This is a genomic window from Microbacterium oryzae (assembly GCF_030406385.1).
In the GTDB taxonomy this organism is placed as follows: domain Bacteria; phylum Actinomycetota; class Actinomycetes; order Actinomycetales; family Microbacteriaceae; genus Microbacterium; species Microbacterium oryzae_A.
The window spans coordinates 363,524-383,942 of the sequence record NZ_JAUEPM010000001.1 but is presented as its reverse complement, the minus strand read 5'-3'; the positions used below and the strand labels follow the sequence as shown (position 1 = coordinate 383,942).

Sequence of the window (20,419 nt, the reverse complement as noted above, 5' to 3'; positions counted from 1 at the left end):
GCCCCCGGTCCATGGACCGGGGGCGCTTCTGCGTAGGCTCGAGGGATGACCCGCACGCCCGACGTCCAGAGCGCATGGCGGCAGGGGATGGCCGTGTCGGCGGCCACGGGACTGTACGGCATCTCCTTCGGCGCGCTGAGCGTCGCGGCCGGCCTCGACGTGTGGCAGACCTGCGTGCTGAGCCTGCTGATGTTCACGGGCGGATCGCAGTTCGCGTTCGTCGGGGTCATCGCCTCCGGCGGCCTCGCTGCGGCGCCGTCGGCCATCGCCTCGGCTGCCCTCCTCGGTGTGCGGAACGCCGTCTACGCCGTGCGCATGAACCCGCTCGTCGGCGGCGGCTGGGGCCGCCGGCTGCTGGCTGCGACGTTCACGATCGACGAGTCCACGGCCGTGGCGCTCGCGCACCGAACGCCCGAGGGGCGCCGTACGGGCTTCTGGGTCACGGGGGTCGGCATCTACCTCGCGTGGAACCTCATGACGCTCGTCGGCGCGCTCGTGGGCGACGTGCTCGGCGACGTCCGCGCCTACGGCCTCGACGCGGCCGCCGCGGCGGCGATGCTCGGGCTGCTGTGGCCGCGGCTGCGCGACCGGCAGGCCGTCGCCGTCGGCGTCGCAGCGGCCGTGGTGGCGACCACGACGACCCCCGCGCTGCCCGCGGGGCTTCCGGTTCTCGCCGCGGCTCTCGTCGCGGTCGTCGTGGGCTGGACCAACGCGCTCGGACGCCGACGAGGAGAAGGCGCATGACGATGTGGACGCCCGTCCTCCTCGCGGCCGTCGCGTGCGCGGCGCTGAAGCTCGTCGGCTACGCCATTCCGCCGCGCTGGTTCGACGCCGCGCGACCCGCGCGCATCGTCGACCTCCTGACGGTCGCCCTCCTCGGCGCGCTCGTGGCGACCCAGACCCTGGGAGCGGGACAGGCCATCCGGCTCGACGCACGTCTGCCGGCGATCGCCGTCGCGCTCGCGCTGCTGGGGATGCGCGCGCCGTTCCTCGTCGTCGTGGTGGGCGCGGCGGTCGCGGCCGCGCTGCTGCGCGCACTGGGGTGGGCGGCCTGAGCGCCTAACCTGGAACCATGGGAACGGACCGCCTCGCGCACGTCATCACCTGGATCGTCGCGCTGCTGGCCGGCGCCGTGTTCGGGGTCGCCGGCACGATCGGCCACGCGTACGCGTGGGGCGTGCTCCCGGTCGGGATGGCCCTGGCCGCGATCGCCTGCGCCGGTCTCCTCGCCGCGCTGCGGCTGCTCACCGACGACCGCTGGTCGGCCCTCGCGGCCGGGCTCGGCATGCTCGCGGCCCTGATGATCTACTCCGGCCGCGGCCCGGGGGGATCGGTCGTGGTGCCGATGCCAGCGCCGGGGGAGTTCCCCTACGGATACGTGTGGACCTTCCTGCTCGCGGGCATCGTGCTCGTCGCCGTCGCCTGGCCCGACATGGCGAAGCTCCGGGCCCTCTCCGAGCGCACCCGCGCCGCTTAGGATCGCCTACCGGGCGGCGCACGTCCGGCACGCGTAGGATCGAGGGGTGACTTACGTGATCGCCCTGCCCTGCGTGGACGTCAAGGACCGCGCCTGCATCGATGAGTGCCCGGTGGACTGCATCTACGAGGGCGAGCGGTCGCTGTACATCCACCCGGATGAGTGCGTGGACTGCGGCGCCTGCGAGCCGGTGTGCCCGGTCGAGGCGATCTACTACGAGGACGACCTGCCGGACGAGTGGCAGGACTACTACAAGGCGAACGTCGAGTTCTTCGACGACATCGGATCGCCCGGCGGCGCATCCAAGGTCGGCGTGATCGCGAAGGACCACCCGGTCGTGGCGTCGCTCCCCCCGCAGGGCGAGTAGCCGATGGGCGTGCGGGACCTCGCCGACTACCCCTGGGACGCCGTCGTCCCGTATCGCGAACGTGCGGCCGCCCATCCCGGCGGTCTCGTCGATCTCTCCATCGGCTCTCCCGTCGACCCCACGCCGGAGGTCGTCCGCAGGGCGCTGACCGAGGCGACCGACGCGCACGCGTACCCGCAGACGGTCGGCACGCCGGCCCTCCGCGAGGCGATCGTCGAGTGGTACGCGCGGCGTCGAGGCGTGGACGACCTCGCTCCGCGGAACGTGCTGCCGACGATCGGCTCGAAGGAGCTGGTGGCGCTGCTCCCGACCCTGCTGGGCCTCGGGCCGGGCGACATCGTCGTCCACCCCCGCGCGGCCTACCCGACGTACGAGGTCGGCGCGCGGGTCGCGGGTGCGACCCCGATGGCGCTGGACGACCCCGCGGAGTGGCCCGAGGGCGCGAAGCTCATCTGGATCAACACCCCGGGCAACCCCGACGGGCGCACGTGGAGCGTCGAGGAGCTCGCAGTCGCCGTGAACCGCGCACGCGAGCTCGATGCGGTCCTCGCGAGCGACGAGTGCTACGCCGAGCTGGGGTGGGATGGCCGGTGGGCGGATGCGCGCGTCCCCTCGGTGCTCGACCCGCGGGCGACGGGCGGCAGCCGCGCGAACCTCCTCAGCGTGTACTCGCTGAGCAAGCAGTCGAACCTCGCCGGCTACCGTGCGGCGTTCGTCGCCGGCTGCGCGCGCATCGTCGGCGACCTCCTCACCGCGCGCAAGCACCTGGGCCTCATGCCGCCCGCGCCGGTTCAGCACGCGATGGCGGTCGCCCTCCGCGACGACGCGCATGTGACGGAGCAGAAGGAGCGGTACCGGGCGCGCCGCGAGATGCTCCGCCCGGCCATCGAGGCGGCGGGGTTCCGGATCGACCGCAGCGAGGCGGGGCTGTACCTGTGGGCGACCGAGGGGCGAGACGCGTGGGAGTCCATGGGGCGGCTCGCCGAGCTCGGGATCCTCGCGGGGCCGGGGGTCTTCTACGGGCCGCACTTCCCGCAGCACGTGCGCTTCTCGCTCACCGCGACCGACGAGCGGATCGCGGAAGCCGCCCGCCGGCTCGTCTCGTCGTAGGTTTCCTTCACGGGGCGAGCCATCCTTTGGGCGTTTTCGCAGGTGGGTGACACGACCGTTAGGCTGTAGTGGCACAGCGTTCGCGCACTCGACCGAGCATGTGCCGGGCTGCCGATCGGTGGCCGAACGAGATCCAGGCGACAGACAAGTCGCGAAGACGATCCGCCAGGAGGCGCTGTGAGCGACGCGGGAATCCCGGCCGATAAGGCCACCCTCACGATCGGCGACAGGACGGCTGAGTTCCCGGTCCTGCAGGGCAGCTCGGGACTTCCCAGCATCGACATCTCGACGCTCATGCGTCAGACCGGCCACACGACCCTCGACTACGGGTTCGTGAACACGGCCTCGACGCAGTCCGCCGTGACGTACATCGACGGCGACCAGGGCATCCTGCGCTACCGGGGCTATCCCATCGACCAGCTCGCGAAGAACTCGAACTTCCTCGAGGTCGCGTGGCTGCTCATCTACGGCGAGCTGCCGAGCGCGGCCGAGCTCGCGGACTTCGACGAGCGCATCCGCCGTCACACGCTGCTGCACGAGGACCTCAAGCGCTTCTTCTCCGCGCTGCCCGACCGCGCGCACCCGATGGCGGTGCTGTCGTCGGCGGTCTCGGCGCTCTCGACCTACTACGAGCACCAGTCCGACCCGGCCAACCCCGAGCACGTCGAGCTCAACATCGTCCGCCTGCTCGCGAAGCTGCCCGTCATCGCGGCGTACGCGCACAAGAAGTCGATCGGGCAGGCGTTCCTGTACCCGGACAACTCGCTGAGCTTCGTCGACAACTTCCTCCGCCTGAACTTCGGCGTCATGAGCGAGCCGTACGAGGTGAACCCGGTGATGTCGCGGGCACTCGAGCGCCTGCTCATCCTCCACGAGGACCACGAGCAGAACGCGTCCACATCGACCGTGCGCCTGGTCGGCTCCACGGGCGCGGACCAGTTCGCGTCGGTCTCCGCGGGCATCCACGCGCTCTCCGGCCCGCTGCACGGCGGCGCCAACGAGGCCGTGCTCAAGATGCTGGCGCAGATCCGCGACTCGGGTCAGGGCGTGCAGCGCTTCGTCGAGCGCGTGAAGAACAAGGAAGACGGCGTGAAGCTCATGGGCTTCGGACACCGCGTCTACAAGAACTACGACCCGCGCGCGAAGCTCGTGAAGGAATCGGCCGACGAGGTGCTCACCGCGCTCGGCGTCACCGACCCGCTCCTCGACCTCGCGAAGGAGCTCGAGGAGATCGCCCTCCAGGACGACTACTTCCGCGAGCGTCGCCTGTACCCGAACGTCGACTTCTACACGGGTGTCATCTACAAGGCGATGGGCTTCCCCACGCGCATGTTCACCGTGCTGTTCGCGATGGGGCGCCTGCCGGGCTGGCTCGCGCACTGGCGCGAGCTCGCGCTCGACCCGAAGACGAAGATCGGGCGCCCGCAGCAGCTGTTCACCGGAGCGACGGAGCGGCAGTACCCGTCGGCGTGACACGCCCCTGAAGCAGCAGAGCCGGTCCCAGGATCTCCCGGGACCGGCTCTGCTGCACCCGCCGTGCGATCAGGCGTGCAGCGCCTCGTTGAGGGTCGCGCCGGCGCCACGACGACGGCGCACCTCCACGGCCCCGGTGGTCGAGTTGCGCAGGAACAGCAGCCCGTGGGAGCCGTGCAGCGTCGCGGCCTTCACGAAGCGCGGGCGGCCATCCGCAGTGGGCGCCTCGTCGACGAGCGCGACCTTCGTACCGGCGGTGACGTACAGACCCGCCTCCACCACGCAGTCGTCGCCGAGTGAGATGCCGATGCCGGCGTTCGCGCCGAGCAGGGTGCGCGCGCCGATCGACACCCGGTGCGTGCCGCCGCCGGAGAGCGTGCCCATGACCGAGGCGCCGCCGCCGATGTCGCTGCCGTCGCCGACGACGACGCCCTGCGAGATGCGGCCCTCGACCATCGAGGCGCCGAGGGTGCCGGCGTTGAAGTTCACGAAGCCCTCGTGCATCACGGTGGTGCCGGGGGAGAGGTGCGCGCCCAGGCGCACGCGCGAGGCGTCGGCGATGCGCACGCCCGGGGGCAGCACGTAGTCCGTCAGCCGCGGGAACTTGTCCAGGGACTGCACCTGGATGCCGGCGCGCTGGAGCGCGGGACGCAGACGCGTGAGGTCCTCCGGTCGCATGGGGCCCGCGTTCGTCCAGGCGACGTTCGGAAGGTGCGCGAAGATGCCGTCGAGATTCAGCTCGTTGGGGCGCACGAGGCGGTGCGACAGGGCGTGCAGCCGCAGGTACGCGTCGGCAGTCGACGCGGGCGCCGCATCGAGGTCGATCTCGATGCTCACCGGCTCGGTCGAGACCGCGCGGCGCTCATCCCCGCCTGCGAGACCCGCGAGGCGCTCGAGGGCGCCGGCGGTCTCGCCCGCCGCGCCCGTGCCGAGATCGCGGTACCACGTGTCGAGGACGGTGCCGTCGCCGGCGACCGTCGCGAGGCCGATGCCCCAGACCCTTCGTTCATCGCTCATGCCTCCAGGCTATCGGGCGGGCGGCGGCGGCCAGGATGGCCCCTGACTAGACTCGACGCCATGCCGACGCTCGATCTGTCCTCCTCCGCCGCCGACATCACCCGGGCGATCTGCGACATCCCGAGCGTCTCCGACGACGAGCGCGCGCTCGCCGACGCGATCGAGGCGGCCATCCGCCCGCTGCCGCACCTCGAGGTGCATCGCGACGGCGACACCATCGTGGCCCGGACCGACCTCGGGCGTGCGCAGCGCGTGGTCATCGCCGGGCACATCGACACCGTACCGGTGAACGCGAACCTCCCCACCCGCGACGTCGAGATCGACGGCGAGGCGTTCATCTGGGGGCGCGGCACCGTCGACATGAAGGCCGGGACCGCGGTGCAGCTGAAGCTCGCCGCCGAACTCGCCGACCCCGTCGTCGACGTGACGTGGATCTGGTACGACCACGAGGAGGTCGATGCCTCGCGCAGCGGGCTCACGCGTCTGACCGCGAGCCGACCCGACCTGTTCGCCGGCGACTTCGCGATCCTCGGCGAGCCGTCGAACGGGCAGGTGGAGGGCGGCTGCAACGGCACCCTCCGCGTCGTCGTGCGCACGCACGGACGGCGCGCGCACTCGGCCAGGGCGTGGATGGGCGAGAACGCCATCCACGCGGCCGCTCCCGTGCTCGCGCGGCTCGCGGCGTACGAGCCGCAGGAGATCGTCGTCGACGGCCTCGCCTACCGGGAGGGCCTGAACGCCGTGAGGATCTCCGGCGGCGTGGCGGGCAACGTCATCCCCGACGCCTGCGAGGTCGAGGTGAACTTCCGATTCGCCCCCAGCCGCTCCGGCGAGGAGGCGGTGGCCCACGTGCGGGAGGTGCTCGAGGGATTCGAGGTGGAGGTCACCGACCTGGCCGAGGGCGCGCGTCCGGGTCTCGATGCGCCCATCGCGCAGGAGTTCGTCCGTGCCGTCGGCGCCGAGCCCCGCCCGAAGTACGGCTGGACCGACGTCGCGCGCTTCTCCGCGCTGGGGGTGCCCGCGGTGAACTACGGTCCCGGCGACCCGAGCCTCGCGCACCACGACGAGGAGCGCGTCGCGGTCGCGCAGATCGAGAGCGTGGAGCGGAGCCTGCGCGCGTGGCTGACGGCCGGCTGACCCGATCGCGCCTGCGGGACGTGCGGGCATGGCCCGCGCCCGTCCGCGTCGCCGCGATCTACCTCGTCGCGCGGCTGGTGACGACGGGCATCATGCTCCTCGTCGCGCAGGCGTCGCCGCCGGATTCGCGCTACGGTCCGGATCCCGGTCTCGTCGACTACATCCTCGGCTGGGACGCCCAGTGGTACTGGTCCGTCGCGGCGAGCGGATACCCGACGGACCTGCCGCTGACGGACACGGGAGACGTGGCGGAGAACGCGTGGGCGTTCCTGCCGCTCTACGCCTGGCTCGCCGCGCTGGTCGGCGCCGTGTTCGCCGCCTGGTGGGTGGGCGCCGTGCTGGTGTCGCTCGCCGCCGGGTACGGCGCGTGCCTCGCCCTGCATGCGCTGCTGCGCGCGCGCCTCGACGAGGACCGCGCCACGTGGGGCGTCGTGCTCCTCGCGGCGGGGCCGCTGGCCGCCCTGTTCCAGGTGGGGTACGCGGAGTCGCTCTTCCTGGCTCTCCTCATCGCGGCCCTCCTCTGCGTCGAGCGCCGCCGATGGGGCTGGCTGTACCTGCTCATCCCGGTGATGGGCTTCACGCGTCCGGGCGTGCTCGCGCTCGCGCTCCTCATCGGCCTCTACGGGCTGTGGCGACTCGTCCCCGCCGTGCGCCGGAGGATGGGCGGTCCAGCGCGCGCGGAGGTCGGCCACATCCTCGCGCTGGGCGCGCTCGCGACGGCTGCGGGCTTCGCGTGGCCGCGCATCGCGGGCGTGGTCACCGGCGAGCCCGACGCCTACCTCGAGACCGAGCTCGCGTGGCGCCGCGGGTGGACCGGCGACGACGGCGGCTTCACGCCCTTCACCGGATGGCCGCAGGCCGCCGCCGTGTGGGCGGAGATCTGGGGCATCCCCGTCGGGGCCGGGTATGCACTGTTGGCGGCGCTCGTCGTCGTCGCGACCGCGGCCATCCTGTGGGGAGCGCGTCGAGCCGGCGCGGTGCTGTCGCTGTGGGGCGCGGCGTATGTCGTCTATCTCCTGGCCGTGTTCTTCCCGCAGTCCAGCGTCTTCCGCCTGCTCCTGCCGCTCGCGCCCCTCGCCTGCGCGCTGCTCGCGTGGCCGCGCTCCCGCGCGCTCCGAGCGGTCGTGCTCGCGCTGTGCCTCGTCGGTCAGTGCGCGTGGATCCACGGCATGTACGGCCTCGGGAACACGTTCTGGCTCATCCCGTGACGTGCCGCGCCGAGCCGGACGGACGCGATTGTCGTGAGAGCGCGCCCGCGACCGATAAACTGGACACCTGACCACAACGGAAAGGATGCCGCGATGGCAGCGATGAAGCCGAGAACCGGAGACGGACCCATGGAGGCCGTGAAGGAGGGGCGCCTCATCATCGTGCGCGTCCCGCTCGAGGGGGGCGGGCGCCTGGTCGTCTCCGTCAATGACGAGGAGGCTCGGGAGCTGTACGGCGTCCTGGGCGACGTCGTGAACGCCTAGCCCAGCACGATCCAGAGCGGATGGCCGGAGTCGCGAGACGACATCGGCCATCCGCTCTTCTCATGCCCGGGAGGACACGTACAGCTGCAGGAGCCCTTCCTCGACCGTGGAGAGCGCGGCGATGACCGCGGGCGACGCCTGCGTCTCCTGCAGCAGGGTGCGGTAGCTGCGCGTGATCGGGTCGCGCTGCACGGGGTCCGCCACGCGCCCGCCGTTGAGGACACGGGGCACGAGGACCGTGCCGCCCGGCCGGGCCAGGCGCAGGCCGTGCTCGACGTAGTCGATGACATTCGCCGCATCGGCGTCGATGAGGACGATGTCGTATGCCGCATCGTTCATGCGGGGGAGCACGTCGGATGCGCGCCCGGTGATGAGACGCGCGCGCGCCATGGGCACGCGCGCGTGCTGGAAGGCCTCGCGCGCGGCGGAGAGGTGCTCCGGCTCGTTGTCGATGGTGGTCAGCACCGCGCGCGGGGCGCCGTGCAGCATCCACAGGCCGGAGACTCCCGCGCCGGTGCCGATCTCGATGATCGCACGGGCGCCGGTGGCGGCGGCGACGACCGCGCACTGCGCGCCCACGGCGGCGCTGATGGGCGCGGCGCCGAGCTCGAGCGCGTGCTGACGCGCGCGAGCGATGTGGTCGGGTTCCACGACGGTCTCGCGGGCGAAGCGCGCGACGGCGTCCAGTTCGCTCATGGGTTCCTCCTGACGATCCCTCCAGCCTACGTGCCACGCCAGGGCTATCCCACGTCTGCCCGGTACGCTGTGATCATGTTCTTCGGGCTGACCATCGAGAAGGTGATGGTGATCGGCGTGATCGCCGCCCTGATCATCGGTCCCGAGCGGCTGCCCCGGTACGCGGAGGCCCTCGCGCAGTTCACCCGGCGCACGCGCGAGTGGGTGCAGGGTGCGCGCACGCGCGTCAAGGACGAGATGGGCGAAGACCTCGACGACGTGGATTGGCGCAAGCTCGATCCGCGTCAGTACGACCCGCGTCGCATCATCCGCGAGGCCCTCCTCGACGATGCGCCGCCTGCCCCCGCGCCGACGAAGACCGCGGTGCGGCGGACCACCCCGCTCGCACGGCGCACGTTCACGGCCGACGCGCCCCCGCCGTTCGACGCCGAAGCCACCTGACCCGGTCTGACGGCCGCAACGACGCTCCCTCGCGCGCCTCAGGCGAGCGAGACCGGCAGGCGGCGACCGGCCAGGCGCCGGGGCTCCGCGGCGAGCTGCGCCGCGACGCCGGCGATCGCGTGGGCGGCCGCATCGTCCGGGTGCGACACGACGACCGGGTCGCCCGCATCGCCCCCCTGGCGCAGCGCGGGGCTGAGGGGGATGGATGCCAGCAGCGGCACCTCCGCCTCCGCCGAGGAGAGCGCTGCCGCGACGGCCTGTCCGCCGCCCTCTCCGAACAGCGCGAGCGAACTGCCGTCGGGAAGGGTGAGCGCGGCCATGTTCTCGATGACGCCGATGACCTTCTGCCCGGTCTGCCGCGCCACCAGGCCGCTGCGCACGGCGACGTCGGACGCGGCGGCCTGCGGCGTCGTCACGACGAGCACGTCGGCGTGCGGGAGGAGCTGACCGACCGAGATGGCGATGTCGCCCGTGCCGGGCGGCATGTCGATGAGGAGCACGTCGATGTCGCCGAAGAACACGTCGGTGAGGAACTGCTGGACGGTGCGATGCAGCATCGGCCCACGCCACGCCACCGCCTCGTCGGGGCGCTGCAGGAACATCCCGATCGAGATCGCCTTCACGCCGTGCGCGACGGGCGGGAGGATGAGGTCGCCGACCTGAGTGGGCGAGGGAGCGACGCCGTCGACGGAGAGCCCCAGGAGCGCGGGGATGGAGAAGCCGTGCACATCGGCGTCGATGAGGCCCACCTTCAGCCCGTGCTGCGCGAGCGCGACGGCGAGGTTGGCCGTCACGGTCGACTTGCCGACGCCGCCCTTGCCGCTGGTGACGGCGATGACGCGCGTGAGCGAGTCCGGTCCGAACGGCATGGCGCGGCTCCCGCGGAGGCGCTCGGTGAGGGCCTTCCGCTGCGTGGGCGTCATGACGCCGATCTCCAGCGCGACCGGGGTCGATCCCGCTGCGCGCTCGGCCGCCGCGCGCACGTCCTGCTCAATCCGATCGGCCGCGGGGCAGCCGACGATCGTGAGGGCGATCTCCACGCGCACGGCGTCGCCGTCTGCGCGCACCTCGCGCACCATGTCCAACTCCGACAGGGGCCGGCGCAGCTCCGGGTCCGACACGCGGCCGACGGCCGCGCGGACGGCGTCGACGACCTGCTCAGCGCTCATCGCGAGCCTCGTCCTCGGCGTCCGTGCGGCCATCCCGCTCGTCGAGCCGCTCGAGCAGCGAGCGCAGCTCGTCGCGCAGCACATCGCGCGAGACCATCCGCTCCTCGACCTCCGTGAGGGCCATCCGCAGCGCCACGATCTCGCGGGCGAGGTACTCGGTGTCGGCGAGGTTCCGCTCGGCGCGCTGCCGATCCTGCTCCATGCCGACGCGGTCGCGGTCGTCCTGGCGGTTCTGTGCGAGCAGGATGAGGGGCGCCGCGTACGACGCCTGCAGCGACAGGACGAGCGTGAGCGCGGTGAAGCCGAGGGCCGCGGAGTCGAAGCGCCAGCCCTCCGGCATGAGGGAGTTCCAGGCCATCCACGCGGCGCAGAACAGGGTGAGCCCGATGAGGAACCACGGCGTGCCCATCGCGCGCGCGATCCACTCCGTGGCGCGCCCAAAGCGGTCGCGGTCGCGGCCATCGTAGGCGGTGTCGATGCGGGGGCGGCGGCCCCGCATCTCGGATGCCCGCGCCATCACCGGCGCACCGTCGGGATCGAGCCGGTCGCGGGACTCCGCGGGATCTCCTCATCGGGGTCCTGCGAGCGCCAGTCCTCCGGCAGGAGGTAGTCGAGCACGTCGTCGACGGTCACCGCGCCGACGAGCCGGTGCGCGGCGTCGGTGACGGGGAGCGCGACGAGGTCGTAGCTCGCGAGCCGACGCGCGACCTCCGACGCCGAGCCCGTTACCGGCACGGCCTCGATGGTGTCGTCGAGGATGGCGCCGATCCGCTCGTGGGGAGGGTAGCGGAGCATGCGCTGGAAGTGCACCGCGCCGAGGAACCGGCCGGTGGGGGTCTCGTACGGCGGCAGCGTGACGTACACGCTCGCGGCGAGGGCGGGGTGCAGCTCGTGGCGCCGGATGAGCGCGAGCGCCTCGGCGATGGTCGCGTCCGCCGGCAGGATGATCGGCTCGGTCGTCATGAGACCGCCCGCGGTGTCGGCGCCGTAGCGCAGCAGCATGCGCACGTCCTCCGCCTCCTCGGGCTCCATGAGGTCGAGGAGCTCCTCGCTGCGCTGCGGGGCGAGCTCGGCGAGGAGGTCGGCGGCGTCGTCGGGGTCCATGGCGTCGAGCACGTTCGCCGCACGGGCGTCGCCGAGCTTCTCGAGGATGTGCACCTGGTCCTCCTCGGGCATCTCCTCGAGGGCGTCGGCGAGGCGGTCGTCGGAGAGCTCCTCGGCCACCTCGATCATCCGCTCCTCCGGCAGATCGAGCAGGGTGTTAGCGAGGTCGGCCGCGCGCAGCTCGGCGTAGCTGGCGGCGAGGTGCTCGGCGGACTGCGCCTCACCGGGCGTGTGGTGCTCGCGCACCTGGCTCCACGGCGCGAACGTCGTCGGCCCCTTCGCGAACGGCGACGCGCTGGTCTTCGGCTTGCGCAGGAAGAGCTGCCCGACCGACCACTCGCCGATCCGGTTCGGCTCGATGGCGACGTCCTCGATCGTCGCCGACCCGCTGCCGTCCTTGAAGTGCACGCGACGGCCGATGAGCTCGGCCATCACCCGCACCTCCTCCGCGCGCGGCTGGAAGCGGCGCACGTTGATGAGGCCGGTCGTGATGACCTGCCCCTGCGCGATGGAGGTGATGCGGCCGATCGCGACGAACACGTGACGACGGCCCGGGATCTCGCAGACGAGGCCGATGACGCTGGGAGCGCCCGTACTTCGGTACACGACGACGACGTCGCGGACCCGACCGAGCCGGTCGCCGGTGGGGTCGAAGACGGGGCACCCGGCCAGGCGCGCCACGAACACCCTCTGCGTACTCACCCGTCCAGCGTAATGCGCGCGCCCCGACCTCATCGGGGCGCGTGACTCACAGGCGGGGCATAGGCGGGGAAGAGAGGGCCGCCGCATGCCCGTGGGACAATGCCGCCATGAGCATGTGGAGCGGACTGGGCAAGGCCCCGGAGGTCGGGGAGACGGTCGCGAGCTTCCGCGACTACGACGGCGCGCTGAAGGCGGTGTCGAAGCTCATCGAGGCGGATGTCCCCGCTCGCGACATCGCGATCGTCGGCACCGCGCTGCGATCGGTGGAGAAGATCACGGGGCGGCTGGGCTGGGCGCAGGCCGCCTGGTCGGGCGCCCTCAACGGGGTCCTGCTCGGGCTCCTCCTCGGCGCGATGGTCGTCATCTGGACCCCCGCGCTGCCGATGGGCGCCTTCGTCGGCATGATCCTCCTGGGCGTGGCGATGGGGATGGTCTTCCGCCTCGTCAGCTACATGATGGTCCGCCGGCGCCGCGACTTCGCGAGCGTCATGCAGGTCACCGCCGACCACTACGAGATCGCCGTCCAGCGCTCGAGCGCCGGCCGCGCGCGGCAGACGCTCGGCACCGCTCCGGAGCGGCCCGTGCGCGTGGACACCGAGTCGCTGAACGAGCCGCCGCGCTACGGAGTGCGCGTCGACCCCCGCACCGGCACTCCGGTCGCGGCTCCGATCGAGCAGGCGGCCGAGGGCGGCGTCGCCGAGCAGCACGAGGGCGACCGCCCTGCCGCGGTCGCCGTGCCGCAGCCCGACGAGCAGCGCGACGGGCAGCGTGGCGAGCACCGCGACGACGAGCGCCGCGGGGGCGAGCGGCCCGACGACGAGCGGGCGATCGGCGAGCACCGCGACGAGCGGGCGTGACCGCGGAGACCTCCGCGACCATCCCGGTCGAGCTGCCGTCGGGGTCGGTCGACCTCCCGGCCGCGGTCGGCGTGCCGGAGGGCGCATGGGCGACCCTCGCGATCGCTCACGGCGCGGGCGCGGGCAAGGACCATCCGTTCCTCGTGGGCTTCGCCGCGGCCATCCGCGAAGCCGGCGTCGCGACCGTGCGCTTCGACTTCCCATACCTCGCAGCCGGGCGGAAGCTCCCCGGTCCCGCCGCGCACGCGGTGACCGCATGGCGCGCGGTCGTCGACTTCGCGGCGGGCCTTCCCGGGCCGCTGTGGGCGGCGGGGAAGTCGTACGGCGGGCGGATGGCCTCGGTCGCCGCCGCGGAGGGCGGCTTCGACGTCGCGGGGCTCGTCTACCTCGCGTACCCGTTGCATCCGCCCGGGAGACCCGAGAAGCCGCGGGCGGACCACCTGCCGGCGATCGGCCATCCGCAGCTGTTCGTCTCGGGCGAGAACGACCCGTTCATCCAGCCGCGCGAGCAGTTCGACGAGGCCGTCGCCTCATGTCAGGACGCGACCGTGACGTGGGTGCCGGGCGCCGTGCACGGCTTCGAGGTGAAGGGGAGCAAGCGCCCGGCCGACGAGATCGGCGCGGCGCTCGCCGATCCCGTCGTCGCGTTCATCCGCGCGCTCTGAGGGCGCTCAGCTCCGCAGCCGCGCGATCCACGCCTCGACCTCGTCGGCCGTGCGCGGGATGTCGGCGGAGAGGTTCACCGGGCCGCCCTCTGTCATGAGGATGTCGTCCTCGATGCGCACGCCGATGCCGCGGTACTCCTCCGGCACCGTGAGGTCGTCGATCTGGAAGTAGAGTCCCGGCTCGATCGTGAAGACCATGCCCGGCTCCAGTGGGGCGTCGTAGTACATCTCCCGGCGGGCCTGCGCGCAGTCGTGCACATCGATGCCGAGGTGGTGGCTCGTGCCGTGCACCATGTAACGGCGCTGCTGTCCGCCGCGGTCGGCGTCGAGCGCCTCCTCGGCGGTGACGGGGAGGAGGCCCCACTCGGCGGTGCGCGCGGCGATGACGCCCATCGCGGCCTCGTGCACAGCGCGGAACTTCACGCCGGGGCGCGCGGCGGCGAACGCGGCGTCCGCAGCCTCGCGGACGGTCTCGTAGATGCGGCGCTGGATGTCGGTGAAGGTGCCGCTCACGGGGAGCGTGCGGGTGACATCAGCGGTGTAGAGGCTGTCGACCTCCGCGCCGGCGTCGATGAGGATGAGGTCGCCGGGGAGGACCGCGCCGTCGTTGCGGGTCCAGTGCAGGTAGCACGCGTGCGCGCCGGAGGCCGCGATGGTGTCGTAGCCCTCCCAGTTGCCGTCGCTGCGGGCGCGCTGGTGGAACACGCCCTCGACGACGCGCTCGCCGCGCGGGTGCGCGACGGCGCGGGGGAGCTCGCGGACGATGTCATCGAACCCCGCCGCGGTGACGGCGACGGCGAGCTTCATCTGCTCGACCTCGTACGCGTCCTTCACGAGGCGGAGCTCCGAGACGAAGCGGGTGAGCTCGGCGTCCTCGTCGAGCACGCGGTCGTCCTCGCCCGCCGTGAACTCCTCGAGGCGAGCGGTCGGCACGTCGAGGTCGGCGGCCACCTGCGCGAGCGAGGGGCGCGGCCCCACCCAGAACTCGCCGATCGACGCGTCGCGGTAGAACTCGGGCGTCTCTCGCGTCGCGCGGTCGCGGAGGAAGAGCGTGACATCGTGGCCGTCGGCGCTGTCATCGCGCGGGTCGAAGACGAGCACCGAGTCCGGCACGGCGTCGACGGCCCAGCCGGTGAGGTGCGCGAAGGCCGAGTGCGCGCGGAACGGGTAGTCGGTGTCGTTGCTGCGCTGCTTGAAGGAGCCCGCCGGGATGACGAGGCGCTGCCCCGGGAACGCCGCGGAGACGGCGGCGCGTCGGCGGGCGGCGTGCGCGGCCTGCTCGCGTGCGGCGGGCAGCGGCTCGGCGCGCTCGGCCCATCCGCTGGAGATGACGTCGAGGAAGCCCTGCGGGTAGGGCTGGCGACGGTTCGTGTTGGAGTCGGCGGCCTTCTGCTCGGTCGCTGCCTGGGTGCTCGTCTCGCCGGTGGTCATGCCCTCAGTCTCTCACCGAGCGGGCAGCGCCGCCCGTGCGGCCTAGGCTGGAGGGATGGCCGCCCCCGCTCGCTCCCGCACCGTCGCCCTCAGCGCGCTCGCCGACGTCGTGCTCGTCGTCGCGTTCGCGGCGCTCGGACTCGCGAGTCATGAGGGCGGCGTGGGCGCGGCGGGTCTCGGCCGCGTCGCGTGGCCGTTCCTCGTCGCGCTCGCCGCAGCCTGGGCCATCGCACGTGCCTGGCGCCGGCCGCTCGCGCCGCTGCGGACCGGGGTCGTCGTCTGGGTGGTGACAGCCGCGGGAGGACTGCTGCTGCGCGTCGCGTCGGGCGAAGGCGCGGCCATCCCGTTCGTCATCGTGACCGCCGTCGTGCTCGCGGCGTTCCTCATCGGCTGGCGCGCGGTCTCCCATGTCTCACTGCGCGCGGGTTCGCGGCGCTGATAGCCGCAGGGAGTGAGACACGCATGTCTGCCATGTCTCACTGCGCGCGGGTTTGCGGGGCTGATAGCCGCAGGGAGTGAGACACGGTCGGCTCAGTCGGCGGGCTCGAGCTGCACGACGAGCGGGCGGTGATCGCTGCCGGCGTCGTCGAGGTTGGTGAGCACGAGCGATCCGGTCGCGGTCCATGCCGCGGAGTGCATGACGTGGTCGATCGGCGCGGCGAGGAGCGCGGGCACGCCGGTCGGCCAGGTGCCGACCGCGCCGTTGCCGGTCTCAGCGGCCGCATCCGTGCAGGCGCCGAGGTCGCCGCCGTCGACACCGAGCGATGCCATGTGATCGACGGTCGCGTTGAAGTCTCCGGCGAGGATCACGTTCCCGCCCGCGCACTGGTCCGCCACCCACCGGAGGTCCTCAGCCCAGGCGTCCATGTACTCCGGCTGCGGCGACACCGCGTGCACGGCCACGACGATCGGCCCCTCGCCGTCGACCGGCATCGCCACGACGCTCGGCACGACCTCGGTGTTGCTGGTGAGGTCGCTCGAGGCCTCGATGACGGAGTAGTCGCCGAGGTCGGGGGAGATGAGCACGGTGGTCTCCCAGGCCTGAGGGCCGTCCTGCACCTCGGGGCGGAGCGCCACGTGATGCACCCACATCGGGCTGCCGAGGTCGCGCATCGCGACGGCCACCTCCTCGCCGACGTACTCGGCGGTCTCGGGGAGCGCGACGACGTCGACGCCCATGGCGACGGCGGTCTGCGCGATCTCGTCGGCCCCCATCGCGTTGCCCTCGGTGTTCCACGACATGACGCGCACGCTCGTGTCGGTGGCCTCCGGCAGCGAGTCGGTGCCGTAGCCGCGCACGCCGAGGACCACGCCTCCGCTGATCGCCCCGATCGCCGACACGAGAGCCATCGAGAGCGCGAATCCGCGCATCGGGCGGATGAAGGCGAGCAGAAGGAAGAAGATCGTGACGACCGCCAGAACCACCACCACGGCGCCGCGCAGGGCCGCAAGCTGGGCGACGGGGAAGGTCTGCTCGAGGCGGAAGAAGCCCGGCCATGTGACGATGGCGGTGGCGATCGCGAACAGCACGGTCACGAGGATCCCGAGCAAGCGCAGCACGGTCCCGACCCTAGGCAGGCCCGCTGGGAAACCGTCGCAAGCAGCCGCCGTGCCTGCCGGGAGACGCCTGCGCGCACACCGTACGATGAAGGACATGGACGAGGCGGGCGCACCGAGAGTGGAGGAGCCGGCCGACCTGCATCTCCATTCCAACCGATCGGATGGCACGGAGCCGCCGGCGGACGTCGCGCGCTCCGCACATGCGCACGGCGTGCGGACGGTCGCGCTCACAGATCACGACACCACCGCCGGCTGGGCCGAGGCCGCGGACGCCGCGGTGTCGCTGGGGATGACCTTCCTGCCCGGGGCGGAGCTCTCCACCCGCCTCGGCGGGCGGAGCGTGCATCTGCTGGCCTATCTGTTCGATCCGGACGAGGCGAACCTGCGCGCGCAGATGGACGACGTGCGCGGCGATCGGATGGGCCGGGCTGAGCGGATCGTGGCGAACATCTCCCGCGACTACGACCTCGGCTGGGACGACGTGGTGGCGCAGACCCGCACGGGTGCGACCGTCGGCCGGCCCCACATCGCCGACGCGCTGGTCGCGGCGGGCATCGTCGCCGACCGCGGCGAGGCGTTCGCCGGCATCCTTCACCCGCGCGAGGGGTACTACGTCCCGCACGAGGCGCCCGACGTCTTCGCGGCGATCGCGCTCGTGCGGCAGGCCGGCGGCGTGCCGGTGATGGCGCACCCGGCGACCTCGAGCCGCTCGGGCATGATCCCCCTGCCGACGCTGCACGACCTCGTCGACGCGGGGCTCGCCGGGTTCGAGATCGACCACCGCGAGAACACCCCGAGCGGACGCCGGGTCCTGCAGAAGCTCGTGGCCGAGCGCGACCTCATCGCGACGGGGTCGAGCGACTACCACGGCCTGGGCAAGCCGAACCTCCCCGGGGAGAACACGACGCCGGCCGCGATGGTCGAGCGGATCATCGCGGCCGGCGTCGGTTCTCGTCCGGCTCGGCCCTGAGGAGCTCAGCTCCCTGACGCGCGAAGCGCCCGGAGCCGGTTCCCCCGAGCCCGGGGCGTCACGCCCCCTGCGGTGTCTGGCCGGAGGGACGACGGCGACGGCGGCGCCGCGCGGGCGCGGGCTTGCCGTCGTGATGCTCGCGGCCCTCGCCGTCGTGCGTGCCGGCTCCCTCGGCGGCGGTCGCCGGGGCCGCGCCGTCCTCGGCGGGACGACGACGGCGCGGGCGCCTCTCGCCCTCGCCCTCCGTCGTGCGCACGGCTGCGGTGGTCGGCGCCTTCGTCAGGCGCCCCTTCGTGCCGGCGGGAATGGCGAGGTCGGCGTAGAGGTGCGGGCTCGACGAGTACGTCTCGGTCGGCTCGGGCTGGCCGAAGTCGAGCGCCCGGTTGATGAGGGCCCACTTGTGCAGGTCGTCCCAGTCCACGAACGTCACGGCGATGCCGGTGCGGCCCGCGCGCCCGGTGCGGCCGACGCGGTGCAGGTACGCCTTCTCGTCCTCGGGGATGGTGTGGTTGATGACGTGCGTGACGTCGTCGACGTCGATGCCGCGGGCGGCGACATCCGTCGCGATGAGCACGTCCTTCTTGCCGGCCTTGAACGACGCCATCGAGCGCTCGCGCTGCTCCTGGCCCATGTCGCCGTGCACGGCGGCGGCGCTGAAGCCCCGGTCGTTCAGCTCGTCGACGAGCTTCTGCGCTGCGCGCTTGGTGCGCGTGAAGATCACGGTCTTGCCGCGGCCCTCCGCCTGCAGGATGCGCGCGACGATCTCCACCTTGTCCAGCGCGTGCGCGCGGTAGACGATGTGGCGGATGTTCGCCTGCGTGAGGCCCTCGTCGGGGTCGGTCGCGCGGATGTGGATGGGGTTGACCATGAACCGGCGGGCGAGCGCGATGATCGGGCCGGGCATGGTCGCGCTGAACAGCTGCGTGTGCCGCTTCTCGGGCACGCGCTGGAAGATCTTCTCGATGTCGGGGAGGAACCCGAGGTCGAGCATCTTGTCGGCCTCGTCGAGCACGACCTCGGTCGCGTGCGAGAGGTCGAGGAGCCGCTGGCCGGCGAGGTCGATGAGGCGCCCGGGCGTGCCGACGACGATCTGCGCGCCGGCCTTCAGCTGGTCGATCTGACCCTCGTAGGCCTTTCCGCCGTAGATCGCGACGACGCTCGTCGAGCGGCCGGAGGTGAGCAGGTCCATGTCCTCGTAGACCTGCACCGCGAGCTCGCGGGTGGGGACGACGATGAGGGCCTTCACGCCCGGCTCGGGGTTCAGCCCGAGGCGCTGGACGACGGGGATGCCGAAGCCGAAGGTCTTGCCGGTGCCGGTCTTGGCCTGGCCGATCACGTCCTGGCCGGGCAGCGACAGCGGGATCGTCTGCTCCTGGATGGGGAAGGAGTCGACGATGCCCTTGGCGGCCAGCGTGTCGACGATGTCCTGGTCGATGCCGAGTTCGGCGAATGACGTCATGGAGTTGTGTGCCTGTCTCGGCGGGCCGGTCGACGAATGCCGGACGGGCCGCGCCGCTGGATGCTTCCACGCCCTCTCAGCCACAGGCGCGGTGCCCCGATCCGTCGCCGGGGCCGCTCCCACTTTAGCCGAGGAGCCGCCGGAACCGTCGGAGGGGCGGATGGCTCGGTGCCGGCCGCGCGCAGGACGTAGGCTTTCGCACGTGGCGAACTGGCAGTTCTGGAAGCGTCGGCCCCCGGTGCGGATGCTGCGCCTGCGACCGCGAGGCGAGCTGTCCGACGCGGTGCGGGTGGACTTCCAGGAGCTCGCGCCCGATGTGCGCACGTTCCTCGGCCAGGCCGCCTACCTGCAGCTCGGATACTTCGAGACGCTCACCCGGCTCATCCGCGCCACCCCCGACCTCGCGGAGAAGGAGGCGCTCTCGCTCGCCGCGGGCGCGGCGCTCCGCAAGCACCGCGGCATCCTCGCCGTGATCCGCGAGGGCGGCGACGACCCCACGGCGCTCATGGCGCCGTTCCAGCAGTCGCTCGACGCGTTCCGGCGCGAGACGCTCGGCGCGCGGCCGCGGGAGACGATGCTCACCGTCCACATCACCGCCGGCCTGCTCGACGACTTCTACCTCGCGCTGGCCTCCAGCTACGGTGAGCGCGGACGCCGGGTGGCGAAGGTGCTGCGCACCGACCACGACCGGCAGCAGATCGCCGACCTGCTGCTGCAGACCATCGAGAGCGACGAGGAGTGGCGTGCGCTGCTGTCGATGTGGGCGCGACGCCTCGTGGGCGACACGCTGCTCGTCGCACGCAGCGCGCTGCAGATGGGGATGGCCGACGCCGAGGCCCGTGGGGACGAGGACGTCGAGAAGGTGGTCGAGCCCGTCTTCACCGCGCTGATGGCCGCGCACGCGCGGCGGATGGACGCCCTCGGCCTCGCCGCCTGAGCGGAGGCGAGACCGAGCGGGGCTCAGCCGACGAAGCCGACGCGCCGCGCCTCGCTGGTGCCGATCTCGACGAACGCGAGGTTCGCGGAGGGCACAAAGTAGGAGTTGCCCTTGATGTCGGTGAACGACAGGTGGCTCGCGCCCTCGTCCAGGGCGGCTGCGACGGCGGCCTTGACCTCGTCGGCGCTCTGCGACGTCTCGAAGGACAGCTCGCGGCCGGAGTTCGTGATGCCGATGCGGATCTCCACGGTGACTGCCTTTCGTCGGGGTTCTCGTGCATCGAAAGCCTACGGCACCCCGACCGGCCGCCGGCGGCCTGCACGCCCAGGGCGAACACGGCGCGCACAGGGCGATGTCGGCACCCCTCGATAGCGT

The 20,419-nt window shown here is 72.5% G+C and carries 24 protein-coding genes; 15 read left to right on the top strand and 9 right to left on the bottom strand.

The annotated features are described in order from the left end of the window. Positions 1-45 precede the first annotated feature (45 nt). From QWJ90_RS02015 to QWJ90_RS01990, 6 genes are all read left to right on the top strand, one after another. The gene (locus QWJ90_RS02015) at positions 46-744 is read left to right on the top strand and encodes an AzlC family ABC transporter permease (protein WP_290105922.1); all 699 of its coding nucleotides are present in this window, start codon (positions 46-48) and stop codon (positions 742-744) included. Next, complete coding sequence (locus QWJ90_RS02010) at positions 741-1,055, top strand: AzlD domain-containing protein (protein ID WP_290105921.1); 315 nt, start codon at positions 741-743, stop codon at positions 1,053-1,055. The genes QWJ90_RS02015 and QWJ90_RS02010 overlap by 4 nt, the downstream gene beginning before the upstream one ends. Positions 1,056-1,072: 17 nt before the next feature. Continuing rightward, positions 1,073-1,477, top strand: a complete 405-nt coding sequence (locus tag QWJ90_RS02005; RefSeq protein ID WP_290105918.1) for a histidinol dehydrogenase — start codon at positions 1,073-1,075, stop codon at positions 1,475-1,477. A 46-nt stretch (positions 1,478-1,523) separates the two neighbouring features. Further along, positions 1,524-1,844, top strand: a complete 321-nt coding sequence (gene fdxA, locus QWJ90_RS02000; protein WP_156242123.1) for a ferredoxin — start codon at positions 1,524-1,526, stop codon at positions 1,842-1,844. Positions 1,845-1,847: 3 nt separating this feature from the next. Next, positions 1,848-2,954: a succinyldiaminopimelate transaminase gene (dapC, locus tag QWJ90_RS01995; protein ID WP_290105916.1), complete on the top strand. Its 1,107-nt coding sequence runs from the start codon at positions 1,848-1,850 to the stop codon at positions 2,952-2,954. A 177-nt stretch (positions 2,955-3,131) separates the two neighbouring features. After that, on the top strand, positions 3,132-4,427 hold the full coding sequence (locus QWJ90_RS01990; protein WP_290105915.1) for a citrate synthase: 1,296 nt from the start codon (positions 3,132-3,134) through the stop codon (positions 4,425-4,427). A 69-nt stretch (positions 4,428-4,496) separates the two neighbouring features. Here the strand turns inward: QWJ90_RS01990 and dapD are convergent, their stop codons facing one another. Then, a complete protein-coding gene (dapD, locus tag QWJ90_RS01985; RefSeq protein ID WP_290105913.1) occupies positions 4,497-5,444 on the bottom strand; it encodes a 2,3,4,5-tetrahydropyridine-2,6-dicarboxylate N-succinyltransferase in 948 nt (315 codons plus the stop codon). Between the two features lie 60 nt (positions 5,445-5,504). On the opposite strand from dapD, the gene dapE reads away from it, so the two are divergent. From dapE to QWJ90_RS01970, 3 genes are all read left to right on the top strand, one after another. Beyond that, positions 5,505-6,581: a succinyl-diaminopimelate desuccinylase gene (gene dapE, locus QWJ90_RS01980; protein WP_290105911.1), complete on the top strand. Its 1,077-nt coding sequence runs from the start codon at positions 5,505-5,507 to the stop codon at positions 6,579-6,581. Beyond that, entirely contained in the window at positions 6,563-7,789 is a 1,227-nt protein-coding gene (locus QWJ90_RS01975; protein ID WP_290105909.1) for a hypothetical protein, read from the top strand. Before dapE ends, QWJ90_RS01975 begins: the two co-directional genes overlap by 19 nt. A 93-nt stretch (positions 7,790-7,882) precedes the next feature. Then, entirely contained in the window at positions 7,883-8,053 is a 171-nt protein-coding gene (locus QWJ90_RS01970; RefSeq protein ID WP_156240919.1) for a DUF3117 domain-containing protein, read from the top strand. Positions 8,054-8,113: 60 nt separating this feature from the next. Here the strand turns inward: QWJ90_RS01970 and QWJ90_RS01965 are convergent, their stop codons facing one another. Then, positions 8,114-8,749 carry an O-methyltransferase gene (locus QWJ90_RS01965; protein ID WP_156240920.1) on the bottom strand — a complete coding sequence of 212 codons (636 nt, stop codon included), beginning with the start codon at positions 8,747-8,749 and terminating at the stop codon, positions 8,114-8,116. Between the two features lie 75 nt (positions 8,750-8,824). Between QWJ90_RS01965 and QWJ90_RS01960 the strand changes: the two genes are divergently transcribed. After that, a complete protein-coding gene (locus QWJ90_RS01960; RefSeq protein ID WP_290105907.1) occupies positions 8,825-9,190 on the top strand; it encodes a Sec-independent protein translocase TatB in 366 nt (121 codons plus the stop codon). 38 nt (positions 9,191-9,228) lie between these two features. On the opposite strand, the gene QWJ90_RS01955 is transcribed toward QWJ90_RS01960, so the two are convergent. The 3 genes from QWJ90_RS01955 to QWJ90_RS01945 are packed head-to-tail and all read right to left on the bottom strand — an operon-like array spanning position 9,229 to position 12,165. Then, positions 9,229-10,359, bottom strand: coding sequence for an Mrp/NBP35 family ATP-binding protein (locus QWJ90_RS01955; RefSeq protein ID WP_290105906.1), 1,131 nt, complete (start codon positions 10,357-10,359; stop codon positions 9,229-9,231). Further along, a complete protein-coding gene (locus QWJ90_RS01950; protein ID WP_436836673.1) occupies positions 10,349-10,876 on the bottom strand; it encodes a DUF1003 domain-containing protein in 528 nt (175 codons plus the stop codon). The genes QWJ90_RS01955 and QWJ90_RS01950 overlap by 11 nt, the downstream gene beginning before the upstream one ends. Beyond that, on the bottom strand, positions 10,876-12,165 hold the full coding sequence (locus QWJ90_RS01945; protein ID WP_290105904.1) for a magnesium transporter MgtE N-terminal domain-containing protein: 1,290 nt from the start codon (positions 12,163-12,165) through the stop codon (positions 10,876-10,878). Before QWJ90_RS01945 ends, QWJ90_RS01950 begins: the two co-directional genes overlap by 1 nt. 107 nt (positions 12,166-12,272) lie before the next feature. Between QWJ90_RS01945 and QWJ90_RS01940 the strand changes: the two genes are divergently transcribed. Then, complete coding sequence (locus tag QWJ90_RS01940; RefSeq protein WP_290105903.1) at positions 12,273-13,022, top strand: general stress protein; 750 nt, start codon at positions 12,273-12,275, stop codon at positions 13,020-13,022. After that, entirely contained in the window at positions 13,019-13,687 is a 669-nt protein-coding gene (locus QWJ90_RS01935; RefSeq protein ID WP_290105902.1) for an alpha/beta hydrolase family protein, read from the top strand. Before QWJ90_RS01940 ends, QWJ90_RS01935 begins: the two co-directional genes overlap by 4 nt. Positions 13,688-13,693: 6 nt before the next feature. Here QWJ90_RS01935 and QWJ90_RS01930 read toward each other — a convergent pair whose 3' ends face one another. Continuing rightward, the gene (locus tag QWJ90_RS01930; protein WP_290105901.1) at positions 13,694-15,118 is read right to left on the bottom strand and encodes an aminopeptidase P family protein; all 1,425 of its coding nucleotides are present in this window, start codon (positions 15,116-15,118) and stop codon (positions 13,694-13,696) included. Positions 15,119-15,173: 55 nt separating this feature from the next. Here QWJ90_RS01930 and QWJ90_RS01925 point away from each other — a divergent pair, with 55 nt between their 5' ends. Then, entirely contained in the window at positions 15,174-15,557 is a 384-nt protein-coding gene (locus QWJ90_RS01925; protein ID WP_290105900.1) for a DUF3054 domain-containing protein, read from the top strand. 92 nt (positions 15,558-15,649) lie between these two features. Here QWJ90_RS01925 and QWJ90_RS01920 read toward each other — a convergent pair whose 3' ends face one another. Beyond that, on the bottom strand, positions 15,650-16,678 hold the full coding sequence (locus QWJ90_RS01920; protein ID WP_290105899.1) for an endonuclease/exonuclease/phosphatase family protein: 1,029 nt from the start codon (positions 16,676-16,678) through the stop codon (positions 15,650-15,652). Between the two features lie 94 nt (positions 16,679-16,772). On the opposite strand from QWJ90_RS01920, the gene QWJ90_RS01915 reads away from it, so the two are divergent. Next, entirely contained in the window at positions 16,773-17,648 is an 876-nt protein-coding gene (locus QWJ90_RS01915; RefSeq protein WP_290105898.1) for a PHP domain-containing protein, read from the top strand. Positions 17,649-17,706: 58 nt separating this feature from the next. On the opposite strand, the gene QWJ90_RS01910 is transcribed toward QWJ90_RS01915, so the two are convergent. Continuing rightward, positions 17,707-19,107 carry a DEAD/DEAH box helicase gene (locus tag QWJ90_RS01910; RefSeq protein ID WP_290105897.1) on the bottom strand — a complete coding sequence of 467 codons (1,401 nt, stop codon included), beginning with the start codon at positions 19,105-19,107 and terminating at the stop codon, positions 17,707-17,709. A 202-nt stretch (positions 19,108-19,309) separates the two neighbouring features. Here QWJ90_RS01910 and QWJ90_RS01905 point away from each other — a divergent pair, with 202 nt between their 5' ends. Then, positions 19,310-20,044: a ferritin-like fold-containing protein gene (locus tag QWJ90_RS01905; protein ID WP_290105896.1), complete on the top strand. Its 735-nt coding sequence runs from the start codon at positions 19,310-19,312 to the stop codon at positions 20,042-20,044. A gap of 23 nt (positions 20,045-20,067) precedes the next feature. On the opposite strand, the gene QWJ90_RS01900 is transcribed toward QWJ90_RS01905, so the two are convergent. Continuing rightward, complete coding sequence (locus tag QWJ90_RS01900) at positions 20,068-20,292, bottom strand: DUF3107 domain-containing protein (protein ID WP_290105894.1); 225 nt, start codon at positions 20,290-20,292, stop codon at positions 20,068-20,070. Positions 20,293-20,419: the final 127 nt, after the last annotated feature.